The following is a 19,678-nucleotide window of genomic DNA, read 5'->3' on the forward strand; positions in this document are numbered from 1 at the left end:
AGCGCGAAAAAAGCCCGGATCGCTCCGGGCTTTTTTTGTCGGGCGGGGCGGAAGGCTCAGCCGTTGAGCATCTGCATGCTGGCCTCGGTATAACGATCCCCCACGGCCGCTCCTGCCGGGAACAGTGCGTTCAATTCCTGCAGATGTTGCGGGCTCAGCTTGACGCTGAAGGCGCCGGCGTTTTCCTCCAGGTACTTGCGGCGCTTGGTGCCGGGAATGGGCACCACGTGCGGATCCTGCGCCATCACCCAGGCCAGCGCCAGTTGGCTGGGCGTGCAACCGTAGCCTTGCGCCAGCTGCTTCACCTTGTCCACCAGCTGCAGGTTCCTGGCAAAGTTCTCGCCCTGGAAGCGCGGGTTGGTGCGACGGAAGTCATCCTCGGCCAGATCCTCGAAGCGGGTAATGGCGCCGGTCAGGAAGCCGCGACCCAGCGGACTATAGGCAACGAAGCCGATGCCCAGCTTGCGGCAGACGGCCAGCGCCTCGTGTTCCGGATCGCGCGTCCACAGCGAGTATTCGCTTTGCAGCGCGGTGATCGGATGCACCCGGTGGGCGCGTTCGATGGTGGCGGCCGAGGCTTCCGACAGGCCGATGTAGCGGATCTTGCCGTCCTTGACCAGGTCGGCCAGCACGCCCACGGTGGCTTCGATGGGCGTGTTGGGATCGACGCGGTGCTGGTAGTAGAGGTCGATGGTGTCCACGCCCAGGCGCTTCAGGCTGCCGTCGATGGCCTGACGGATATAGGCCGGGCTGCCGTCGACGCCGCGCACCGCAGGGTCGTTGGGATCGCGCTTGAAGCCGAACTTGGTGGCGACGAAGAACTTGTCGCGGCGTCCCTTGAGCGCCTTGCCGACCAGCTCTTCATTGGTGAAGGGGCCGTACATGTCGGCCGTGTCGAGCAGGTTGACGCCCAGCTCCAGCGCTCGGTCGATGGTGGCCAGCGATTCGGCGTCGTCGCGATGGGCATAGAAGTCGCTCATGCCCATGCAGCCCAGGCCGATGGCGGAAACCAGCGGACCGTTGGCGCCCAGGCGGCGGGTGCCGACGGCAGAGTCGGGTTGCAGGTGGGCGGTGGTCTTGTCAGTCATTTGGCGTCCTTTTCAGTTGGCGCCGGCCTGGGCTGCGGTGGCGGCATCGGCATGCGTATCGGAAGCGGACGGAGAAGCGGAGCGGGAAGCGCCGGAGCGCGCCGGTTTGCGGTCGCTCTTGCGCGGCGCGGGCGCGGATGGCGCCGTGGCGTGCTTGTTCGCTTCTTGCTGCGCTTCTTCTTCCATGTCGCCGTACAGGGCGATTTTCTGATGCAGTACCGCCAGATTGCTTTGCAGTTCAGCCAGCGTGTGTTGTACGCAAAGGGTGTGATCCAGCAAGATCGCTTTGCGTTCCTTGACGCTCTCCAGGCTGTTGCCCAGGCGACGCAGTTCGGCGTAGCGCAGCATCGCGCGCACCGGCAGGCCGGTCGCCTTGAGCTTCAACAGAAAGCCGATCCAGTTCAGGTCTTCCTGGGTGAAGCGGCGATGGCTGTTGTCGCGCCGTTCGACCGGGTCGAGCAGGCCGATGCGTTCGTAGTAACGCAGGGTATGCACCGACAGGCCGGTGGCGGCGGCGGCCTGGGCAATGGTCATGGAGGTCGTCATGGCAGGCAGTCTAGAAGTTGGAGCGCGCTCTAAGTCAAGCGCAATTCGCCCATTATCTGCAAGTCCGCCCGGGCGTGCAGACGAGGGTGGTTTGTTGTCGGTCTGTCATGCTGTCGCGCGCGCCGTCAACGCGTACAATGCGCTGCCTGTCGGTGCTGCGCCGCATGGCCACCGCCGTCCTTGTTACCGTCATCCTCATGTCGTCGCCGGAGAAGATTGAAATGAATATCCATGCCGCCACCCAACTTTTGCTGGACGCCCGCAACAGCGGCGTCGTGCTCGACTGGCGCCGCCTGGCGGTGGGCGACGCCGCCACCGCCTACGCGGTCCAGGATGCGCAGCTGCTGCAACTGGGGCCGGTCGGCGCCTGGAAGGTGGGCAGCAAGGGGCGGGGCTTCGAGCCGGCCTGTTCGCCGTTGCCGCTGTCTTGTGTGATGGCGTCGGGTGCCCGACTCTCCGGCCCGCAATGGCGTCAGCGCGGCCTGGAGGTGGAGCTGGCCCTGCGCGTGGGACGCGACTGCGACCCCGGCAATGAGCTGCTCTCCCGCGAGCAATTGCTGGACGTGTTCGATGCCGTGATGCCCGCCATCGAGGTGGTGGAAACCCGGCTGGGCCGGCTACCCTGCGAAAATCCGTGGGCGTCCATGGCCGACCTGCAAAGTCATGGCGCGCTGGTGGTGGGCGAGGCCATCCCCATGCCGGCCAATGCGCCCGAACTGGACGCCATCGTCGCCACCCTGGCGATCGACGGCCGTGAAGCCGCGCGCACCACCGGCGGCAACCCCGCCGAGCTGTGGCCGACGCTGGCCTGGCTGGCGCGCCACTGCGCGCTGCGCGGCATGCCACTGAAGAAGGGGCAGTTCGTCACCACCGGCTCTTGCACCGGGCTTGTCAACGCGCGCGCCGGTACGCTGGTGGAAGCGACGTTGGAAGGCATCGGCGGCGTGGCATTGCGCTTTGCCGATTGACGGCCGGCGCTATATCTATTGAGTGCCCACTGAACCGGGGGGCCGGCGTCCCTTTGCGCCGTGCCCGTTCTGACTACGCCATAGAGCTCCCATGTCCACGTATTTGCCGCTGAACGCCCTGCGCGCCTTCGAGGCTTCGGCCCGGCATTTGTCCTTCACGCGCGCCGCCGCCGAACTCAACGTCACCCAGACCGCCGTCAGCATGCAGGTCAAGAACCTCGAGGAGCGCCTGGGCGTAGGCTTGTTCCGCCGCCTGCCGCGCGGCCTGGCGCTGACCGATGAGGGGCTGGCGCTGTTGCCGGTGCTGGCCGAATCCTTCAGTCGCATCGGCACCGTGCTGGCGCAGTTCGAGAACGGCCGCAAGCGCGAGGTGCTGACGCTGGGCGTGGTGGGCACCTTCGCCGTGGGCTGGCTGATGCCGCGCCTGCGCGAGTTCCAGCAGACCTGGCCGTTCGTCGACCTGCGCCTGCTGACCAACAACAACCGCGTCGACCTGGCCGGGGAGGGGCTGGATTACGCGATCCGTTTTGGCGACGGTGCATGGCATGGCACGGATGCTGAACGTCTGTTCAGCGCGCCGCTGGCGCCGATGTGCGCGCCGGAGATCGCCGCCCGCCTGCGTCGTCCGGCCGACCTTGCCGGTGAGACATTGTTGCGCTCCTACCGCAGCGAGGAGTGGAACGAGTGGTTCGCCGCCGCCGGTGCGCCATGCCCGCCCATTCGCGGCTTCGTTTTCGACTCTTCGCTCACCATGGCCGAAGCCGCGGCGCAGCAGGCCGGCGTTGCGCTGCTGCCGGTGCTGATGTTCGAGCGGGAACTGAGGCAGGGCCGGCTGGTCTGTCCTTTTGAAACCCATATCGTCGCAGGCGCCTACTGGCTGACGCGGCTCAAATCAAAGCAGGAGACCGCGGCCATGACTGCCTTCAGGGAGTGGCTGCTGGCGCACGCCGGCGCACGGTAAATCTGCCGGTAGGCCTCACAGCCAAGCCCGGCCTGTCTTTGCGGACTACGGTGAGGGTGAGGGGGAAAGGCAACAACCATGCTTTTCTAAGACTTTTCCTGATAGACGGGCATCCAAGTCGGACATAGAATAAATGTTATAAACAATTTCAAGGAGGCTGCGCCGCTTTGCCGCCTCGGCGAAAGTCCGGTAGTACCTGGTTCAACCCAAAGCAAACAGTGGGGGGTGTCATGAAATACATCACAAAGCTCTATCGCAAATTGGTCGACTACCTGAACGATTCGGGCGACCTGACCACGGGTTCGCACCGCGGCGAGCCGCAGTGCTGCAGCCTGTACTCCGGCCTGTCGCCGATGGACGGCAGCAACCGCCGACAGTGATGTTCCGGACGGCGGCCAGCCCAAAGGCGGCCGCCGCAATGCGTTTGATGCTTCGCCTGATGTTTCATTTCAAGCCGGCGTTTTCCGTGTCGTCACTGGTGCCGGTCGTCGTATTCCCGCAGTCTTCCTCCCCGCTGTTCCGCCTGTTCCGGCAATATCCCCCGTTTTGGCGGCCTTCGCCGTCCGGCTCGGCTCCTCCCACGTTTTTCAGGTATTTTCCCCTGCCATAAGTGCGCACCAATTCAGCCCATTCGGGCTGGGCAGTCGTGTTCCCATGCGCGCCGCGCCGGCGCGATGCCCTGTTTTGGCGTGCGCCGCGCCCCTCTGGTGCTATGCGCTCGCGCCGCTCTTCGACGGGCGGGCGTGGAACTCGCGCAGGATGGAGAGAAACAGGTCCGAGCGATGCGTGGATGGCCGTCCGGGATCGGTCACCGCGCAGATCGTGTGCTGAAAGCTGGGGCTGCCGCGCCGGGCGCGCAGTGCGTAGCGCTTGCCGATCAGTTGGGCGTAGTGGGTGGGCAGCAGGCCGACATAGTCACCGGTGGCCACCAGCAGCGCGATGGCTTCCAGCCCGCCGGCATCGGGGCCGCGCACGTAGCCGCCAGCCGCCAGCACGGCATCCACATAGGGATGGGGACGGTAGACCAACGACGGTTCGCGCGCCGGGCGGCCTTCCTTGCCCTCCCGCCGCACCGATCCATAGATGCGGTGGCTCTCTGAAAACAGCGGCAGGAAATCGAATTCGTCCTCGCCCGGATAGCGGCCCCGGATGGCGACATCGACCCGCTGCTCGCGCAGCGCCTGGTTGAGTTCGGGAAACGTCATGACTTCGATGCGCGGCTGCACCATCGGCGCGCGCCGCTTCAACATGGCGATCGCCTGCGGCAGCTTGCAGTCAGGATGGCTCAGGGCATGCTCCACCACGCCCAGCGCCAGCGGCCCGGAGAGCACGCCGTGCACTGCGTCAATTTCCGGTCGGATACGTTCCAGCGAACGCAGCGCGCCGGTCGCCAACTTGAGCGCCACCTCGCCCTCGGGCGTGAGCCGGAAGCCCGCCGGGCCGCGCTCGCACAGACGTACGCCGAGGCGCTCCTCAACCTCGCGCACGTGGCGGCTGATGGAGGCCTTGGACATGTGCAGCAATTTTTCCGCCGCGGCAAAGCCGCCCGCTTCGGCAACGTTGCAGAACACCCGCAGCGAGCGCAGGTCGCGCTCATCGAAATCGAGACGGATCATTTTGGGGCGTTTCCTTGCCGGCCATAAAGTCTTGGAAAGCAAGACTATACCCCCAAAAGAATCATTTTTTATTGCCTCATCGGCTGGCTACAGTAGGTTCACCACGGCGGCGGAACCCAAGCCCGCCGCCGCCCGGATCCGTCCCGATCTTTTACCCAGGATGCCCAGCCATGGAACAACTCACCACACCTCCGCGCACCGGCCACAAGACCTTGCTTTACTCCGAGCTGGTGACCGACTTCACCGAACAGACGCAACTGAAATCCGACATCGCCGTACTGGGGATGCCGTTCGGCGCCGCTTACGGCCCGCGCCAATACAGCAACGACCAGACCAATGCGCCCCAGGCGTTGCGCGAGCTGACCGACCGCATGGTGCGTCATCCTTCGCACTACGACTTCGATATCGACGGCCCGTTGCTACAGGAACGCGACGACATCCGCTTTGTCGATTGCGGCGATGTGTTGCCCGACCTCGCCAAGCCCGATGATCACAAGCGCCGCGCAGAGATCGCGGTGCGCCAGATCCTGCGCGGCGGCGGCATGCCCATCGTGCTGGGCGGCGACCACGGCATCACCAATCCGGTATTGCGCGGCTTCGATGAAGTCGGCCCGGTGACGCTGGTGCATATCGACGCCCACCTGGATTGGCGCGACGAGGTCAACGGCGTGCGCGACGGCTTGTCCAGCGTGATTCGCCGCGCCTCCGAGTTGCCGTTCATCAAGCACATCGTGCAGATCGGCCTGCGCGCCCAGGGCAGCGGCCGTCCCGCCGACTACCGTGCGGCCAAGGAGTGGGGCGCCGACCTGGTCACCGCTTACGAGCTGCATGACATCGGCATGGACGCCGTGCTGGCGCGCATTCCCGACGGCGGCAACTATTACCTGACCATCGACGCCGACGGCCTCGACTGCGCCATGATGCCGGCCGTCGACGGCCCCGCGCCGGGCGGCGTGACCTTCCTGCAGGCACGGAAATTGATTCACGGCCTGGTGAAGAAGGGACGCGTGATCGGCATGGACATCGTCGAGATCCAGCCGGCCAAGGACAACGCCAGCAAGATCAGCTGCGTGACCGCCGGCCGCCTGATCGTGAACCTGATCGGCGCCACCATCCGTGCCGGCTATTTCGACAAGAAGTAATACGCGAAACACGCGCAACGCATGGAACACGCCGCACACCGCGGGGCGCAATCAAGACATACCGCAGTCCCTTCAAGCAAACCTCATCATCGGGAACAGACATGGCACATACACGCATTCGCAAGTTCAACACCAAGGAAACCTATCCGGAGCAGAAGATCGACAACGACCTGTGCCAGGCCGTCGTGGCGCGCGGCACCATGGTCTTTCTGCGCGGCCAGATCGGCCAGGATCTCGACACCTCCAAGAGCGTCTGCATCGGCGACGTGCGCGGCCAGGCCGAGCAGGCGATGAAGAACATCGACATGCTGCTCAAGGAAGCCGGCAGCAAGCTGGAGCACATCTGCAAGGTCACCGTCTACATCTCCGACCCGCGCTTTCGCGAAGACGTCTACCTGGTGATGGGCAAGTGGATGAAGGGCGTGTTTCCGGTCTCGACCGGCATCGTCGTGACCGCCTTCGCCCGTCCCGAATACCTGGTCGAGATCGACGCCACCGCTGTCATCCCCGACTGATTCGCCACGCTTCGACCACCCGGCCCCACTCTCCAGAAAGGACCTGCAATGAAACGCCGCTCGCTACTCGGACTGATCAGCCTCACTGCGGCAGTCGCCTGCCTCTCTTCGGCCAATGCCTTTGCCGACGATCTCTACCAGACGATCATGTCGCGCAAGTCGATTCGCGTGGCGGTGCCGACCGACTACGCGCCCTATGGTTCGGTCGGCACCGACATGACGCCGCGCGGTTACGACATCGACATGGCCAACCTGATCGGCAAGAAGCTGGGGGTGAAGGTCGATCTCATTCCCGTGACCGCACCCAACCGCATCGCTTATCTGCAAACCAACAAGGCCGACATCACCATCTCGTCGCTGGGCAAGACTGCCGAGCGCGCCAAGGTGGTCGACTTCAGTATCGCCTATGCGCCGTTCTTCGACGCCGTGTTCGGCACCAAGAAGGTCAAGGCCACCACCTTTGATGAACTCAACGGCAAGACCATCTCGGTGACGCGCGGCTCGATGCAGGACCAGGAGCTGGAGAAGGCGGCGCCGGGCGCGGTGGTCAAGCGCTTCGAAGACAACAACTCGACCCTGTCGGCCTACCTCGCCGGCCAGGTGCAGATGTTCGCCACCGGCACCACGGTAGCTGCCGCGCTGCAGAAGATGAACCCGTCGCTGGACATGGAGCTGAAGGTGATCCTGGCCAACGCGCCGTGCTACGTCGCCATGCCAAAGGGCGAGCCGACGCTGCTGGCCAAGATCAACATGATCATCCGCGAGGCGCGCACAGACGGCACCATCGACAAGTTTTCGCAGACCTGGCTGGGCGCGCCGGCCGGACAATTGCCGGACTGATCGCGGCGGCGTGAAGCGCCCCTTGCATCGCACGGCCGGTTCCCGAGGGACCGGCCGTTTTTCGTTGGCGTCTCTTCCGAGACATGCGCACAGGAGTTCACTTGACACAGTTATCCCATGAAGACGGCGGCGCCATCGCAAAGATGGCGCGCTGGGTGGCGGGCCTTGAGGCCGCCGATATTCCCGCCGAGGTGCGCGGCATTGCGCTGACCTGCCTGATCGACACGCTCGGCGTGATCGCCGCCGGTTCCGCGACGCAGGTGGCAGCGCATGCCCGCGCCGTGGCCGGCATGTCGGCCGGCATCGGTCCCTGCGCCATCGTCGGCACCGACCAGCGCTGTGACCTGCGCCGTGCCGCCTTCGCCAATGGCGTGGCCGCGCATGCGCTGGATTTTGACGACAACTGCTACGCCGGCTTCGTGCATGGCTCGGCCGTGATTGCGCCGGCGGCGCTGGCCGCGGCACAGCATGTCGACGCCGGTGGGGCCCAGCTGATCACCGCCGTCGTGGCCGGCGCCGAGTGCGAATACGCGCTCGGCCTGGCCAGCGCCAATGTGCTGTACGACCAGGGCTGGTGGACCACCGGCGTGCTGGGACCGGTAGGGGCGTGCGCGGCAGCGGCCAAGTTGCTGCGACTGGATGCAGCGCAGACCGCCCAGGCACTGGGCCTGGCGGTGGCCGGCGCGGCTGGCGTCAAGGCTTGTTTCGGCACCGATGGCAAGGCCTTCCTGGCCGGACGCGCGGCCGAGGCCGGGGTGACGGCGGCGCTGATGGCGCAAGCCGGCGCCAGCGGGCCGGTGGATGCCTTCGAGCACCGCAACGGTTTCGTCCGGCTGTTCAACGGCGGACAGTTTCATCCCCAGGCATTCGATGCCTTGGGGCGCAACTGGGCCTTGCTCGATCCGGGCGTGGACGTCAAGCGCATCCCGGTGTGCCTGTCGTCGCATGCGGCAGTCGATGTGGCGCTGGAGCTGGTGCGCGAGCACGACATTGCCCTCGACGAGATCGCAGCGATCTCCTGCAACGTGCCGCCCATCGTCATCGCCAACCTGATCCATGACGATCCGGCCACACCGCAGCAGGCGCAGTTCAGCATGCCGTTCGCGGTCGCCGCGGCGCTGCTGTACGGCAAGCTGGAATTGGAGCATCTGTCGCCGGAGGTGCTGGCCGATGCGCAGCTGCGCGCGCTGATGGCGAAGGTGTCGATGTGCAGCGGCCCGGTGTGGGAGGATGAGGCTTATCGCGCTGCTGCGCCCGAGGGCGCGGAGCTCAGCATCGCCTTGCACGATGGCCACGTGTTGCAGGGCTTTCGCGATTTTGCGCGTGGCGCTGCACGCTATCCGTTGACGCTCTCGGAGATCGACGACAAGTTCAATGCCTGCCTGCGCTATGCGCAGTTGCGCCTGCCGTCGCTGTCGGCGGCGCTGCGCGCGCTGGAGACGCGCGGCAGCGTGCGCGGCTTGTTCGGCTGAGTGGCGTTCAATAGACCAGCGTGGTGACGCTTTCCCGGCGGGGCGGGCCATTGCCTGTGTCGGCAGCATTGCGCGTTCGCGCCGGCGCGTCGCCTGTGGTCGGCGGCGAGACCAGGTCGCCCGTCGTGCGCAGGGTTTGCGGTCGCGCGACATTGTCAGAGCAATCGACGACATAGATACCGGACGGCTCGATCATGCGGATGCGGCAATTGCCGGTCACGACGGCGGAGATGGAAAGTTCTGCGGTGCGTGCGGCCAGCACCTGCTGCATCCAGGCCCAGGGACTGCTCAACAAGGTCAGGACGATGGCTGCTTTGGTCAGCTTGTTCATGCGTGAAAACTCCTCGATGACGACACTGTATCCGCAGGCCGACGCCGGCAAAATCGGGGAAATTCTGATCGTGGAAATACTGAGCAGCGCCGGCGTTCCTGAGGGCAAGGTTGCAGCTCATCCTTGCGCCCGCGCAGACATCACGGCGCGCTGAGAATGTGACGGATGCGATCCGGCGTGGCCGGGTGGCTGGAGAGGTAGGGCGGAATGCTGCTGCCGCTGTCGTCGCCATGACTGCGCTCGTCGAGCCGTTCGAACACGTAGGCCAATTTCTGGCGCGGCATGCCGTTGGCGCGGAACATGGCGATGGCGTAGTCGTCGGCCTCGCGCTCGAAGTCGCGTGAGTACTTCATGTCGACCAGCAGCGTGGGGATGTTGGCCAGCACCGCCGACACGTCGCCGAACAGCACGGTGGCCGCCGCGCCGACGGCCGAGCTCTGGATCAGGCGCCGCATCAGATGGCGCTGGTGCACATGACCCAGCTCGTGCGCCAGCACGCCCATCAGCGCTTCGTCGTCATTGAGGAGCTGCACGATCTCGTCGGTCACCACGATCTGGCCGGAGGGCAGGGCGAAGGCGTTGGGGCCGATCCTGCTCTTGCGGAACACGATCTCAAACGCAGGCGCATCGGGCAGCGGCGCGGCCATCGAGCGAAAACGCGCGACGATGGCATTGCGCCGCGCGGCCGGCAAGGCGGTCGGGGCTAGCACATGCCGGTCGAGAAAATCCAGCGTGCCGGCGCCGACCTTGCGGTCGACCTCCACCGGGAGCGCCTTGGCTGCCCCTTCGGCCGCCAGCGGCAGCAGCCACATATAACTCAGCACCACCACCAGGATCAGCGCCGCGGCTGCGGCCAGGGTAGCGCGCCAGTTCTGCTGGATGCGCACCACCAGTCCATCCTGATGACGCGTGCTGTGCAGCAGGGCGGAGAATGCCTCGCGGTCGAGGATCTCCAGATAGGCGCCATCGGGGAAGGTGACCTTGCGCGGGGCGCGGTTGAAGCGCTCCGACACGCGCAGCTGCGCAATGGGCAGGCTGCGCTCGATGTCGCCGCGCAGTTGCGCCACGCCGTCCACGACTTCCAGCGTTACCGCGTAACGCCGGGAAGTCTTGCCATCGTAGTAATGCGCCGCGACCTGCATGCCGTCACAGCGAGAGGTCGAAGTCGAGCAGGTCGGTCATGCCTTCGCCGGCGGCCGAGCCGGCGGCTTCGGTGGAGGCGATGAACTCGTCCAGTCCGCCGGCCGGTTGCAGGCTCATGGACTCGATGCGGTAGCGCATCAGGCGGATCTGCGCAAAGGGCGTGTACAGGCCTAGCGTGCAGACGATGCCGATGACGTTGGTCAGCATGATCAGCATGGTGCGGCCCCAGCGCATGTCGCTGGCGAAGCGATGTTCGCCCAGGCGCGTGTGGTTCCAGATCAGGTTTTGCAGCAGCGTGAAGAACAGCGGCAGCGCCAGGAAGGACCAGACATACACCGACAGGAACATCAGCAGGAACGACAGGCCACCGCCATGATGGGCGCCGGCGCCCTCGGCTGAGGCGAGCGCGACGATGCTGCTGCCGAAGGCCAGCAGGATGGCGATGAAGCCGACCAGCCAGATGCCCATGCCCAGCAGGTAGGTCTTGTAGAAGCCGCCGACCGAGGCGTGGAACGAAAAGTGGCTGGTGCCGAAGCGCGATTCGTTGTGCTGGAAGCGCTTGATGCGCTGGTGGGCGAAGGGCGCCAGCAGGTAGAGCGTGAACACCGACAGCACCGGCCACAGCAGGTAGGCCTTGTAGGCGCCGCCGGCGCTGCCGCGAAAACCGAAGCGGATGCCGCGATAGCTGGAGTTGTACAGCTTGAACTGCAGGCTGCGCCAGATCAGCCACGGCACCGCCAGGCCCATCGCGGCCAGCGCGAGCAGGCCGAGGACCGGGCTCAGGTTGAAGGCGGTGTGGTAGACGAACAGCAGCACCACGGCGACCGCGCGGCCCTTGAGGATGGCGATGGCGTTGCCGTGATAGTCGAAGCTGGTTCCGGCTACGGTGGTGTTGCCATAAAAATAACGCAGCCGCCTTACCTTGGCCCAGGCCGAATAGACGCCTAAAGTGATGAGGGACAGCAGCAGGTTGACGATCCAGATGCGGAAGTACTCGGAGCCGCGGCCGCTGAAGCTGAAACGCTCGGGTGACGACGCCGGGACGGGCGCGGCAGGGAAGGAATCCGCCGGGTTGAAACCGGAGGCGCTGGATGGCGTGGCGTCGGGCTGGCCGTTCTGATCGGAGATATCGCTCATGGAACCCCTTTTTATCTTGTTGGAAGGTAAGGCTGCCGTGCGGGTGAGCCGAAGAATCTATTGCTCGCAGTAAAATGTCAAGCGGGCTCCAATAGCCATGCGGTTTGTAGGGGTGATGCATGGATGGATCCTGAATGCAGCTTGCATTAGCTGGTATGACCTCCTGCAGAGCTGCATGCTTTGTGCGAACATATCGGGTTATGCGCAGTCCGATTGCATTGATCCTGCGCAACCGCGCCACTACAAAATTCCTCGACGCCGGCTGCGCCGGCGTACGCCAACCCAAGGAGCCCCGATGTCCCAGTCCTGGAATGCCGCCGCAATTGCCGAGAAACTCGGTATTGCAGCCGCCGATCTCGCCATTGAAACGATCATCCACACGATCGACGGCGTCGACTACGAAAACGTGCTGCTGTTCAACAAGGCCAGGCCGCCGGTCTCCGGCGTACTGGCCGTGCCGAACTACTTCGGCATCCGCCAGCAGGCGCTGGAAATCGCCGCCACCACCGTCGGTGCCGAGCACGCCATCTTCGTGGCCGACGTGTACGGCAAGACCGTGCGCCCGACCAACGGCGACGAGGCGATGGCCGTGATCGTCGCCCTGAAAAAGGATCGTCCGGAACTGCAAAAGCGCATGAACGCCGCGCTGGAAGCCTTCCGCGGCCAGCAAAAGGTCAAGATCGCCGCCGGCAAGTTCGGCGCCTGCGGTTTCTGCTTCGGCGGCACCGCTGCGCTGGAACTGGCGCGTTCGGGCGCCGACGTGCGCGGCACGGTGTCGCTGCACGGCGCGCTCGACACCCCGACCCCGGACGGCAGCAAGATCAAGGGCGCGGTGCTGGTGCTGCACGGCGTGCAGGATCCGTCGGTGCCGCGCGACCAGGTCAACGCCTTCATCGACGAGATGAGCGCGGCCAAGCTCGACTGGCAGCTGGTCAACTACGGCCAGGCCGGCCATTCCTTCACCGATCCGGATGCCAACAATCCGGGCTTCTTCTATCACCGCCAGACCGCCCGGCGCGCGTCGGCGGCGCTGAAGAATTTCTTCGGCGAACTGTTTGCTTAAAGCTTGACCAGGCGGCGTATGCGCCGCCTGATCGTATTCAGAGTACAGCCAGTTGTTTTCAACCATGAAACCAGCGAGCCAAGGTGCACAGCTTTTTGCAAGTCGCCCTTACCAGCGATAAAGCAATTTTCTTCGTCCGGCGCCAGGAACCGGGCAGGGAAAACCACGACAAGAGGCAACCGTCATCGACGGTGGCCGGGATGAGCTCATCCCGGCAATCGGCGATGTCCCAGTGTCCGGCAGTCATCTCCTCAATCCACCACAGTCCAAAGGATAGTCATGTCACAAGATAAAGAGCCGAGGCGGCGCTTCCTGCGTCAGGTGTTGGCCATCGTCCCAGCAGCAAGCACGCTAGGCGGCGCCACCGCAGTCGCAGTCAGCCAGCCGGCGATCGCCGACAATTCCGAGCCGGGCAAGCCGCGCGCTTATACCCCGACTTACTTCAACGCGGCCGAATGGGCGTTCATCAACGCCGCCGTCGACCACCTCATCCCTTCCGACCAGTACGGCGCCGGCGCCCTGGAAACCGGCGTGCCCGAGTTCATCGACCGCCAGATGGAAACACCCTACGGCGCGGGCAAACTGTGGTACATGCAAGGTCCCTTCCATACCGATCAGGCTCCCGAGATGGGCTATCAGCTGTCGCTGGTGCCGCGCGACATTTATCGCCAGGGCATCGCCGCCTGCAACGACTGGTGTACCAAGAACCTGGGCAAGGTGTTCGCCGAGCTGGACAAGGCCAAGCAGGTCGACGTCCTGAAGCAGATGGAAGGCGGCAAGATCCAGTTCGAAGCCGTTCCGGCCAAGACCTTCTTCAGCTTCATGCTGGGCAATACCAAGGAAGGCTACTTCGCCGATCCGATGTACGGCGGCAACCAGAAGATGGGCGGCTGGAAGATGGTCGGCTTCCCCGGCGCGCGCGCCGACTATCTGGACTGGGTGGACCAGTACAACGTTAAATATCCGTACGGCCCTGTGTCGATTCTGGGAGAAAAGGGCTGATCATGGCTATCAAAAAAGACAAAGTAGATGTGGTGATGGTGGGCCTGGGCTGGACCGGCTCCATCATGGGGATGGAACTGACCGAAGCCGGTCTGTCCGTGCTGGCGCTGGAACGCGGCGACATGCGCGACACCAACACCGACACGCCGTATCCGAAGGCGGTCGACGAGCTGAAGTACTCGGTGCGCGGCGCGCTGTTCCAGGATCTCTCGCGTGAAACCGTGACCATCCGTCACACCATGAGCGACATCGCGGTGCCATACCGCCAGCACGGCTCCTTCCTGCTGGGCGACGGCGTCGGCGGCGCCGGTTTCCACTGGAACGGCATGATGTATCGCAACCTGCCCGAAGAGCTGGAAATGCGCAGCCACCACGAGCAGAAATACGGCAAGAAGTTCATCCCTGAAGGCATGACCATCCAGGACCACGGCGTCACCTACAAGGAACTGGAACCGTTCTACGACTTCTCGGAAAAAGTGATGGCGGTGTCCGGCAAGGCCGGCAACCTCAAGGGCAAGATCGTCGAAGGCGGCAACCCGCTGGAAGGCGAACGCAGCGACGAATTCCCGACCAAGCCGCTGACCTATCAGTACAGCGCCTCGCTGGTGGAAAAGGCCATGCGCGACGTCGGCTACCATCCGTACCCGGCGCCGGCGGCGAATGCTTCCGAGCCGTTCACCAACCCGTACGGCGTGCGCATCGGCCCCTGCAACTACTGCGGCTTCTGCGAAAACTACGGCTGCTACATGTATTCCAAGGCTTCGCCGCAGACCACCATCCTGCCGGTGCTGTTGAAGCGCAAGAACTTCGAAGTGCGCACCAAGGCGCAGGTGATCAAGGTCAACCTGGACGCATCGGGCAAGCGCGCCACCGGCGTCACCTACATCGACGCGCAAGGCCGCGAGGTCGAGCAACCGGCCGACCTGGTGCTGCTGACCGCATTCCAGACGCACAACGTGCGCCTGCTGCTGCTGTCGGGCATCGGCAAGCCGTATGACCCGGTCACCGGCGAAGGCGTGGTGGGCAAGAACTTCGCTTACCAGTACAACGGCGGCATCAACGTGGTCATGCCCAAGGGCACCCAGTTCAACCCGTTCATCGGCACCGGCGCCGGCGGCGTGGGCATGGACGACCTGAACGCCGACCAGTTCGACCACGGTCCGCTGGGCTTCATCGGCGGCGCGTCGGTTCGTCACGTGCGCTACGGCGGCCGTCCCATCAAGCAGGCCGGCACCATGCCGGGCGAGAAGGTCTCCAACTGGGGCTCGGAATGGAAGGCCAGCGTGCAGGACGCTTACCAGCGCACCCTGACCATCGGCATGTCCGGCTCGGTGATGTCCTACCGCGATTGCTACCTGTCGCTCGATCCGACCTACAAGGACGCCAACGGCCAGCCGCTGCTGCGCATGACGCTGAACTGGAAGGAAAACGAAGAGAAGATGCTGAGCTACGTCGGCAGCCAGATGGAAAAGGTCGGCCAGGCGATGAACCCGGAGAAGGTGGTCAAGGCGGTGCGCAAGGCCGGTTCCTCGTGGGACACCCGCGTGTACCAGTCGACCCACCTGACCGGCGGCGCGATCATGGGCACCACGCCCAAGAACAGCGTGGTCAACAAGTACCTGCAAAGCTGGGATGTGCCCAACGTGTTCGTGTACGGCGCTTCGGCGTTCCCGCAGAACATGGGCTACAACCCGACCGGCCTGGTCACGGCGCTGGCGTATCACTCCGCCAAGGCGATCCGCGAGCAGTATCTGAAAAACCCCGGCCCGCTGGTTCAGGCATAAGAGGATAACGACCATGATCAAGAAACATTTCATCGCCGCTGTCGCGGCAGTCATGTCGCTGTCCGCTTTCGTGGCTACCGCGGCTTCGGCGCAAAACGCTCCGGCCGACCAGCAGCTGGTCAAACGCGGCGAATACCTGGCCAAGGCCGGCGACTGCGTGGCGTGCCACACAGCCAAGGGCGGCAAGGACTTCGCAGGCGGCCTGCCCATCGCCACCCCGATCGGCACCGTGTACTCGTCCAACATCACCCCGGACAAGGACAACGGCATCGGCAACTACAGCGAAGACGATTTCGACAAGGCCCTGCGTCACGGCATCCGCAAGGATGGCGCGTCGCTGTATCCGGCCATGCCGTACCCGTCTTACGCCAAGGTCAAGCCGGCCGACGTGAAGGCGCTCTACGCCTACTTCATGAACGGCGTGAAGGCCGAGCCGACCCCGAACCGCGGCGTCGACATCGTCTGGCCGCTGTCCATGCGCTGGCCGCTGTCGATCTGGCGCAAGGTGTTCGCGCCCAACGTCGCCGTCGACGGTGCTGACGACAACAGCCCGCTGATCCGCGGCCAGTACCTGGTCGAAGGCCTGGGTCACTGCGGCGCCTGCCACACCCCGCGCGGCGTAGGCATGCAGGAGAAGGCGCTGACCGACGACAGCACGCAGTTCCTGTCGGGCGGCGTGATTGACGGCTTCCTCGCCAACAACCTGCGCAGCGATGCGCGTGACGGTCTGGGCAGCTGGAGCGAGGGTGACATCGTGGCCTTCCTGAAGACCGGCCGCAACAGCCACTCCGCAGCATTCGGCGGCATGGCTGACGTGGTGGCCAACAGCACCCAGCACATGACCGACGAGGACCTGACGGCGATTGCCAAGTACCTCAAGTCGCTGAAGCCGGTGAAGGAAGGTGTTGCACCGCTGGCCTATGACGACAAGACGCACCAGGCGCTGCGCAAGGGTTCCGACCAGAGCCCGGGCGCGATGGGCTTCCTGAACAACTGCGCCGCCTGCCACCGCAGCAGCGGCAAGGGTTGGAAGGAAACCTTCCCGCAGCTGTCGCAGAGCGCGACGGTGAACGCCGACAACCCGGCCTCGCTGATCAAGATCGTGCTGGAAGGCGCCGAAATGCCGTGGACCCAGAAAGGCCCGACGCAGTTCGCCATGCCGGCCTTCGGCGATCGCCTGTCGGACCAGGAAGTGGCTGAAATCGTCACCTTCATCCGCAGCAGCTGGGGCAACAACGCCGGCGCCGTCTCGGCCAGCGATGTAGCCAAGGTCCGCAAGGAACTGCCGAAGAAGACCGTGGGCGCCGACAGCGGTACCGTCGCCAAGAAGTAAGCAGTCAGCAGCATCTTCCCGGTGGACGCGAGAGCGTCTGCCGGGAACGGAAAGCGGCCGTTCCGAAGAGGGACGGCCGCTTTTTTATTGCCTGTCCGGCAAGAGTGCGCCGCCTGCAGGGGCGGCCGATCTTTGGTAGGGTGGAGCGCTGCGGCGCAGAGCCCGCAACCGGACAAGGCAAGCGCATGCAATAAGAGCGCACGCAACAAGCGAACGTAACGATCATCAACCGAACCCGAAAGGAAGAACCATGAGCCAGATCCAGGATATCCCCGTCAACCGCATCGACGGCAGCGCCGCTGCCTTGTCCGACTATGCCGGCAGCGTGCTGCTGGTGGTCAACGTCGCCTCCAAGTGCGGCCTGACCAAGCAGTACGAGGGCCTGGAAAAGCTGTACCAGGAAAAGCATGCCGAAGGATTGGAAGTGCTGGGTTTCCCGGCCAACAATTTCAAGGGCCAGGAGCCGGGCAGCGACGCCGAGATCAGCGAGTTCTGCTCGCTGACCTATGACGTGCATTTCCCGATGTTCTCCAAGATCTCGGTCAAGGGCGAGGATCGCCATCCCTTGTACGCCGCGCTGACCGCGGCACAGCCGCAGGCCACCGGCGACGGCCCGTTCCGCGAACGCCTGGCGGGCATGGGACTGGTGTCGGGCGAGCCGGCCGACGTGCTGTGGAACTTCGAGAAATTCCTGGTCGACCGCAAGGGCCAGGTGGTTGGCCGCTTTGCGCCCGATGTGACGGCCGACGACGCCCGTTTGCGCGAGGCCGTCGAGACCGAGCTGGCCAAGGCCTGAGGCAGGCCGGGTCGGCGCGGATAAATTTCGGCGCCGATGAAACAAATTCGATTCCTGTCAGTCTCAATGCGCGGCCTTGTCGCATCTGCCGGCGCCCTTCGGGGCGCCGTTTGTCGTCAAGGGAGGGAACCAACGAATGCCCGGCAAGGGGGCCGGGGGCGCCGCAACGGGCGCCAACACAGCAGACATAGCCGACGCGCGCGGCGGAAAGAACCACATTGAGACAGCTGATCAATCGGCTCGGCCTGGGCCTGGCCGGCATGGCCGCCTTCTGGGCGCTGGGCATGGTGAGTGCGAACGAGTTCGCCAAGAGCGGGTTGCTGATGGCGACCGCACTGCCCGGGATTGCCGGGTTGTTCATGGTCATCCCTTACTTCAGGAACCGGCCGGTGTGGTTGTCGGGCGCCACGATATTGATCCTGCTGCTGTTTTTCCTCGATGCCGCGATCAAGGGTTTCCTGCGCGACTATTTCGGCTTGCGGCCCAACCCGGTGCTGGTGTTGCAGGCGATCTTCAATACCAATCCCGCCGAGAGCGGCGAGTTCTTCCAGCACAACTGGCGGCAGGTGGCGCAGGCTGTGATCGCTTTCGTGGTGGTGTCAGTGCTTGCGCTGGTGGCTGAACGCCGCCTGGCGCGCGCCGAGGCTGGGCGATCCGGGACGGCATTGCCGCGTCGCGGCGCGCTGGCCGTCGGCATGTTGCTGACCTTGTTCCTGGCGCTGCATTTCAATCCCACCATGGCCAAGGAAAACCCGCTGCTGTTCTGGCCCATTCGTTACCTCGACTACCGCGCCCAGATGGCTTATGCGCAAGACATGCAAAGCAACATCGCGCGCCGCATGGCGCCCCCGGCCGAGTGGCGCGTGCGCTATGCCGGGCCCGAGCGCAACACCGTGGTCTGGGTGATCGGCGAAAGCATCAACCGCAACAACATGTCGCTGTACGGCTATGCGCGCAACACCACGCCGACACTGGATGCCATGCGCAAGGAATTGCTGGTGTTCCGCGACGTGGTGTCGTCCGAGCCGGCCACCATGTCCTCGCTGATGAAGATGTTCACGCCCGCCAGCCTGGACGACCCCAACGGCTGGAACAGCAAGCCCGACGTGGTGATGCTGGCCAAGGAGGCCGGCTTCAAGACCTTCTGGATTTCCAACCAAGTGCCCAACGACGGCTGGCTGGGCCTGGTCTCCAATCGCGCCGATGAAAAGCGGTTCATCAACAAGGGCGCGGGGCGCGGCGAGAACAACTACGACGGTAACCTCTTGCCCGGGCTGGCCGCGTCGCTGGACGACCCGGCCCCAAAGAAGCTGATCATCGTCCACCTGCTGGGCGCGCATCCGACCTACGACATGCGTTACCCGAGGGAATTTTCCCTTTTCGACGGCGCGGCCGACGCGGTCTCCAGCCAGCTGGAAGGCGCCCAGCGCTCCCTGTGGATCCGCCGCATGCGCAATGAGTACGACAACGCCATCGCCTACAACGACTTCGTGCTGGGCAGCATGATCCGTCGCCTGATGCAAAGCGCGCCGGCCGACAACGCCAGCCTGCTGTTCAGTTCCGACCATGCGCAGGAAGTGGGGCACACGCGCGACCACGCCGGCCAGTCGGTGGCCGACGCCTCCGGCTACGAGATCCCGATGCTGCTGTGGACGCGCTCCTTCACCGGCAAGAGTCCGGATGAAAAAGCCATGCTCGAATATCGCCCCTACCAGACCAGACCATCTGGAGCACACCGTGCTGGGCCTGCTGGCGATTCGCTCCGCCTACTATCAGCCCGAGCGTGATGTGCTCAGCGACGCCTTCGAAGGCGAGGATTTCATCAACGGCATGCGCCGCATCAACGGCGCACCCTACGAGCCGCGCGCGGTGATCTACAATCGCGCGCCGCAGGGCTGAGCGGCCGGTTCTCAAACGCAGCGGCATAAAAAAAGACACCCC

At 64.6% G+C, this 19,678-nt stretch carries 21 protein-coding genes; 15 read left to right on the top strand and 6 right to left on the bottom strand.

Annotated features, from left to right (window positions below; translation table 11 throughout):
• Window positions 1-56 precede the first annotated feature (56 nt).
• Together J8I26_RS14015 and J8I26_RS14020 are read right to left on the bottom strand one after the other, a co-directional pair.
• On the bottom strand, window positions 57-1,088 hold the full coding sequence (locus J8I26_RS14015) for an aldo/keto reductase (RefSeq protein WP_209607721.1): 1,032 nt from the start codon (window positions 1,086-1,088) through the stop codon (window positions 57-59).
• A 12-nt stretch (window positions 1,089-1,100) separates the two neighbouring features.
• Window positions 1,101-1,634 carry a MerR family transcriptional regulator gene (locus J8I26_RS14020; protein WP_209607722.1) on the bottom strand — a complete coding sequence of 178 codons (534 nt, stop codon included), beginning with the start codon at window positions 1,632-1,634 and terminating at the stop codon, window positions 1,101-1,103.
• Between the two features lie 137 nt (window positions 1,635-1,771).
• On the opposite strand from J8I26_RS14020, the gene J8I26_RS14025 reads away from it, so the two are divergent.
• The 3 genes from J8I26_RS14025 to J8I26_RS14035 all read left to right on the top strand — a co-directional run bounded on the left by J8I26_RS14025 (window position 1,772) and on the right by J8I26_RS14035 (window position 3,943).
• Window positions 1,772-2,602 carry a fumarylacetoacetate hydrolase family protein gene (locus tag J8I26_RS14025; protein WP_245200331.1) on the top strand — a complete coding sequence of 277 codons (831 nt, stop codon included), beginning with the start codon at window positions 1,772-1,774 and terminating at the stop codon, window positions 2,600-2,602.
• Window positions 2,603-2,693: 91 nt separating this feature from the next.
• Window positions 2,694-3,563, top strand: coding sequence for a LysR family transcriptional regulator (locus J8I26_RS14030; protein ID WP_209607723.1), 870 nt, complete (start codon window positions 2,694-2,696; stop codon window positions 3,561-3,563).
• Window positions 3,564-3,793: 230 nt separating this feature from the next.
• Window positions 3,794-3,943 (top strand): hypothetical protein, encoded by a 150-nt coding sequence (locus tag J8I26_RS14035; protein ID WP_209607724.1) that lies wholly within the window; start codon window positions 3,794-3,796, stop codon window positions 3,941-3,943.
• 330 nt (window positions 3,944-4,273) lie between these two features.
• Here the strand turns inward: J8I26_RS14035 and J8I26_RS14040 are convergent, their stop codons facing one another.
• Window positions 4,274-5,179, bottom strand: coding sequence for a LysR family transcriptional regulator (locus J8I26_RS14040; RefSeq protein ID WP_209607725.1), 906 nt, complete (start codon window positions 5,177-5,179; stop codon window positions 4,274-4,276).
• Between the two features lie 170 nt (window positions 5,180-5,349).
• On the opposite strand from J8I26_RS14040, the gene J8I26_RS14045 reads away from it, so the two are divergent.
• The 4 genes from J8I26_RS14045 (at window position 5,350) to J8I26_RS14060 (ending at window position 9,148) form a co-directional block, all read left to right on the top strand.
• Window positions 5,350-6,321, top strand: a complete 972-nt coding sequence (locus tag J8I26_RS14045; RefSeq protein ID WP_209607726.1) for an agmatinase — start codon at window positions 5,350-5,352, stop codon at window positions 6,319-6,321.
• Between the two features lie 101 nt (window positions 6,322-6,422).
• On the top strand, window positions 6,423-6,836 hold the full coding sequence (locus tag J8I26_RS14050; RefSeq protein ID WP_209607727.1) for a RidA family protein: 414 nt from the start codon (window positions 6,423-6,425) through the stop codon (window positions 6,834-6,836).
• Between the two features lie 48 nt (window positions 6,837-6,884).
• Window positions 6,885-7,676 carry a transporter substrate-binding domain-containing protein gene (locus J8I26_RS14055; RefSeq protein WP_209607728.1) on the top strand — a complete coding sequence of 264 codons (792 nt, stop codon included), beginning with the start codon at window positions 6,885-6,887 and terminating at the stop codon, window positions 7,674-7,676.
• A 101-nt stretch (window positions 7,677-7,777) separates the two neighbouring features.
• Window positions 7,778-9,148, top strand: a complete 1,371-nt coding sequence (locus J8I26_RS14060) for an MmgE/PrpD family protein (protein ID WP_245200332.1) — start codon at window positions 7,778-7,780, stop codon at window positions 9,146-9,148.
• 7 nt (window positions 9,149-9,155) lie between these two features.
• Here the strand turns inward: J8I26_RS14060 and J8I26_RS14065 are convergent, their stop codons facing one another.
• Window positions 9,156-9,479 (bottom strand): hypothetical protein, encoded by a 324-nt coding sequence (locus J8I26_RS14065; protein WP_209607730.1) that lies wholly within the window; start codon window positions 9,477-9,479, stop codon window positions 9,156-9,158.
• Between J8I26_RS14065 and J8I26_RS14070 the strand changes: the two genes are divergently transcribed.
• Window positions 9,478-9,633, top strand: a complete 156-nt coding sequence (locus J8I26_RS14070) for a hypothetical protein (protein ID WP_209607731.1) — start codon at window positions 9,478-9,480, stop codon at window positions 9,631-9,633. The genes J8I26_RS14065 and J8I26_RS14070 overlap by 2 nt on opposite strands.
• Here J8I26_RS14070 and J8I26_RS14075 read toward each other — a convergent pair.
• On the bottom strand, window positions 9,620-10,621 hold the full coding sequence (locus J8I26_RS14075) for a M48 family metallopeptidase (RefSeq protein ID WP_209607732.1): 1,002 nt from the start codon (window positions 10,619-10,621) through the stop codon (window positions 9,620-9,622). The two genes, J8I26_RS14070 and J8I26_RS14075, sit on opposite strands and share 14 nt — an antisense overlap.
• 4 nt (window positions 10,622-10,625) lie before the next feature.
• Window positions 10,626-11,759, bottom strand: a complete 1,134-nt coding sequence (locus J8I26_RS14080; RefSeq protein WP_209607733.1) for a YjgN family protein — start codon at window positions 11,757-11,759, stop codon at window positions 10,626-10,628.
• 295 nt (window positions 11,760-12,054) lie between these two features.
• Here J8I26_RS14080 and J8I26_RS14085 point away from each other — a divergent pair, with 295 nt between their 5' ends.
• The 7 genes from J8I26_RS14085 to J8I26_RS22685 all read left to right on the top strand — a co-directional run bounded on the left by J8I26_RS14085 (window position 12,055) and on the right by J8I26_RS22685 (window position 19,636).
• Window positions 12,055-12,822, top strand: a complete 768-nt coding sequence (locus tag J8I26_RS14085) for a dienelactone hydrolase family protein (protein WP_209607734.1) — start codon at window positions 12,055-12,057, stop codon at window positions 12,820-12,822.
• Window positions 12,823-13,101: 279 nt separating this feature from the next.
• Entirely contained in the window at window positions 13,102-13,824 is a 723-nt protein-coding gene (locus tag J8I26_RS14090; protein ID WP_209607735.1) for a gluconate 2-dehydrogenase subunit 3 family protein, read from the top strand.
• A gap of 2 nt (window positions 13,825-13,826) precedes the next feature.
• Window positions 13,827-15,608 (top strand): GMC family oxidoreductase, encoded by a 1,782-nt coding sequence (locus J8I26_RS14095; protein ID WP_209607736.1) that lies wholly within the window; start codon window positions 13,827-13,829, stop codon window positions 15,606-15,608.
• 13 nt (window positions 15,609-15,621) lie between these two features.
• On the top strand, window positions 15,622-16,941 hold the full coding sequence (locus J8I26_RS14100) for a cytochrome c (protein ID WP_209607737.1): 1,320 nt from the start codon (window positions 15,622-15,624) through the stop codon (window positions 16,939-16,941).
• 250 nt (window positions 16,942-17,191) lie between these two features.
• Window positions 17,192-17,737 (top strand): glutathione peroxidase, encoded by a 546-nt coding sequence (locus tag J8I26_RS14105; RefSeq protein ID WP_209607738.1) that lies wholly within the window; start codon window positions 17,192-17,194, stop codon window positions 17,735-17,737.
• Window positions 17,738-17,955: 218 nt separating this feature from the next.
• Window positions 17,956-19,524, top strand: coding sequence for a phosphoethanolamine transferase (locus tag J8I26_RS14110; RefSeq protein ID WP_245200333.1), 1,569 nt, complete (start codon window positions 17,956-17,958; stop codon window positions 19,522-19,524).
• Window positions 19,475-19,636 (top strand): hypothetical protein, encoded by a 162-nt coding sequence (locus J8I26_RS22685; protein WP_245200334.1) that lies wholly within the window; start codon window positions 19,475-19,477, stop codon window positions 19,634-19,636. The genes J8I26_RS14110 and J8I26_RS22685 overlap by 50 nt, the downstream gene beginning before the upstream one ends.
• Window positions 19,637-19,678: the final 42 nt, after the last annotated feature.

Origin of the sequence: Herbaspirillum sp. LeCh32-8 (genome assembly GCF_017814915.1) — a bacterium.
Taxonomy (GTDB): domain Bacteria; phylum Pseudomonadota; class Gammaproteobacteria; order Burkholderiales; family Burkholderiaceae_D; genus Herbaspirillum.

What these genes read in the sequence shown, in the direction of transcription:
- J8I26_RS14050 (WP_209607727.1), top strand. Translation starts at nt 6,423, where the DNA reads ATGGCACATACACGCATTCGCAAGTTCAACACCAAGGAAACCTATCCG.
- J8I26_RS14020 (WP_209607722.1), bottom strand. Translation starts at nt 1,634, where the DNA reads ATGACGACCTCCATGACCATTGCCCAGGCCGCCGCCGCCACCGGCCTG.
- J8I26_RS14095 (WP_209607736.1), top strand. Translation starts at nt 13,827, where the DNA reads ATGGCTATCAAAAAAGACAAAGTAGATGTGGTGATGGTGGGCCTGGGC.
- J8I26_RS14105 (WP_209607738.1), top strand. Translation starts at nt 17,192, where the DNA reads ATGAGCCAGATCCAGGATATCCCCGTCAACCGCATCGACGGCAGCGCC.
- J8I26_RS14070 (WP_209607731.1), top strand. Translation starts at nt 9,478, where the DNA reads ATGCGTGAAAACTCCTCGATGACGACACTGTATCCGCAGGCCGACGCC.
- J8I26_RS14035 (WP_209607724.1), top strand. Translation starts at nt 3,794, where the DNA reads ATGAAATACATCACAAAGCTCTATCGCAAATTGGTCGACTACCTGAAC.
- J8I26_RS14090 (WP_209607735.1), top strand. Translation starts at nt 13,102, where the DNA reads ATGTCACAAGATAAAGAGCCGAGGCGGCGCTTCCTGCGTCAGGTGTTG.
- J8I26_RS14015 (WP_209607721.1), bottom strand. Translation starts at nt 1,088, where the DNA reads ATGACTGACAAGACCACCGCCCACCTGCAACCCGACTCTGCCGTCGGC.
- J8I26_RS14030 (WP_209607723.1), top strand. Translation starts at nt 2,694, where the DNA reads ATGTCCACGTATTTGCCGCTGAACGCCCTGCGCGCCTTCGAGGCTTCG.
- J8I26_RS14085 (WP_209607734.1), top strand. Translation starts at nt 12,055, where the DNA reads ATGTCCCAGTCCTGGAATGCCGCCGCAATTGCCGAGAAACTCGGTATT.
- J8I26_RS14025 (WP_245200331.1), top strand. Translation starts at nt 1,772, where the DNA reads ATGCGCTGCCTGTCGGTGCTGCGCCGCATGGCCACCGCCGTCCTTGTT.
- J8I26_RS14040 (WP_209607725.1), bottom strand. Translation starts at nt 5,179, where the DNA reads ATGATCCGTCTCGATTTCGATGAGCGCGACCTGCGCTCGCTGCGGGTG.
- J8I26_RS14045 (WP_209607726.1), top strand. Translation starts at nt 5,350, where the DNA reads ATGGAACAACTCACCACACCTCCGCGCACCGGCCACAAGACCTTGCTT.
- J8I26_RS14080 (WP_209607733.1), bottom strand. Translation starts at nt 11,759, where the DNA reads ATGAGCGATATCTCCGATCAGAACGGCCAGCCCGACGCCACGCCATCC.
- J8I26_RS14055 (WP_209607728.1), top strand. Translation starts at nt 6,885, where the DNA reads ATGAAACGCCGCTCGCTACTCGGACTGATCAGCCTCACTGCGGCAGTC.
- J8I26_RS14065 (WP_209607730.1), bottom strand. Translation starts at nt 9,479, where the DNA reads ATGAACAAGCTGACCAAAGCAGCCATCGTCCTGACCTTGTTGAGCAGT.
- J8I26_RS14075 (WP_209607732.1), bottom strand. Translation starts at nt 10,621, where the DNA reads ATGCAGGTCGCGGCGCATTACTACGATGGCAAGACTTCCCGGCGTTAC.
- J8I26_RS14100 (WP_209607737.1), top strand. Translation starts at nt 15,622, where the DNA reads ATGATCAAGAAACATTTCATCGCCGCTGTCGCGGCAGTCATGTCGCTG.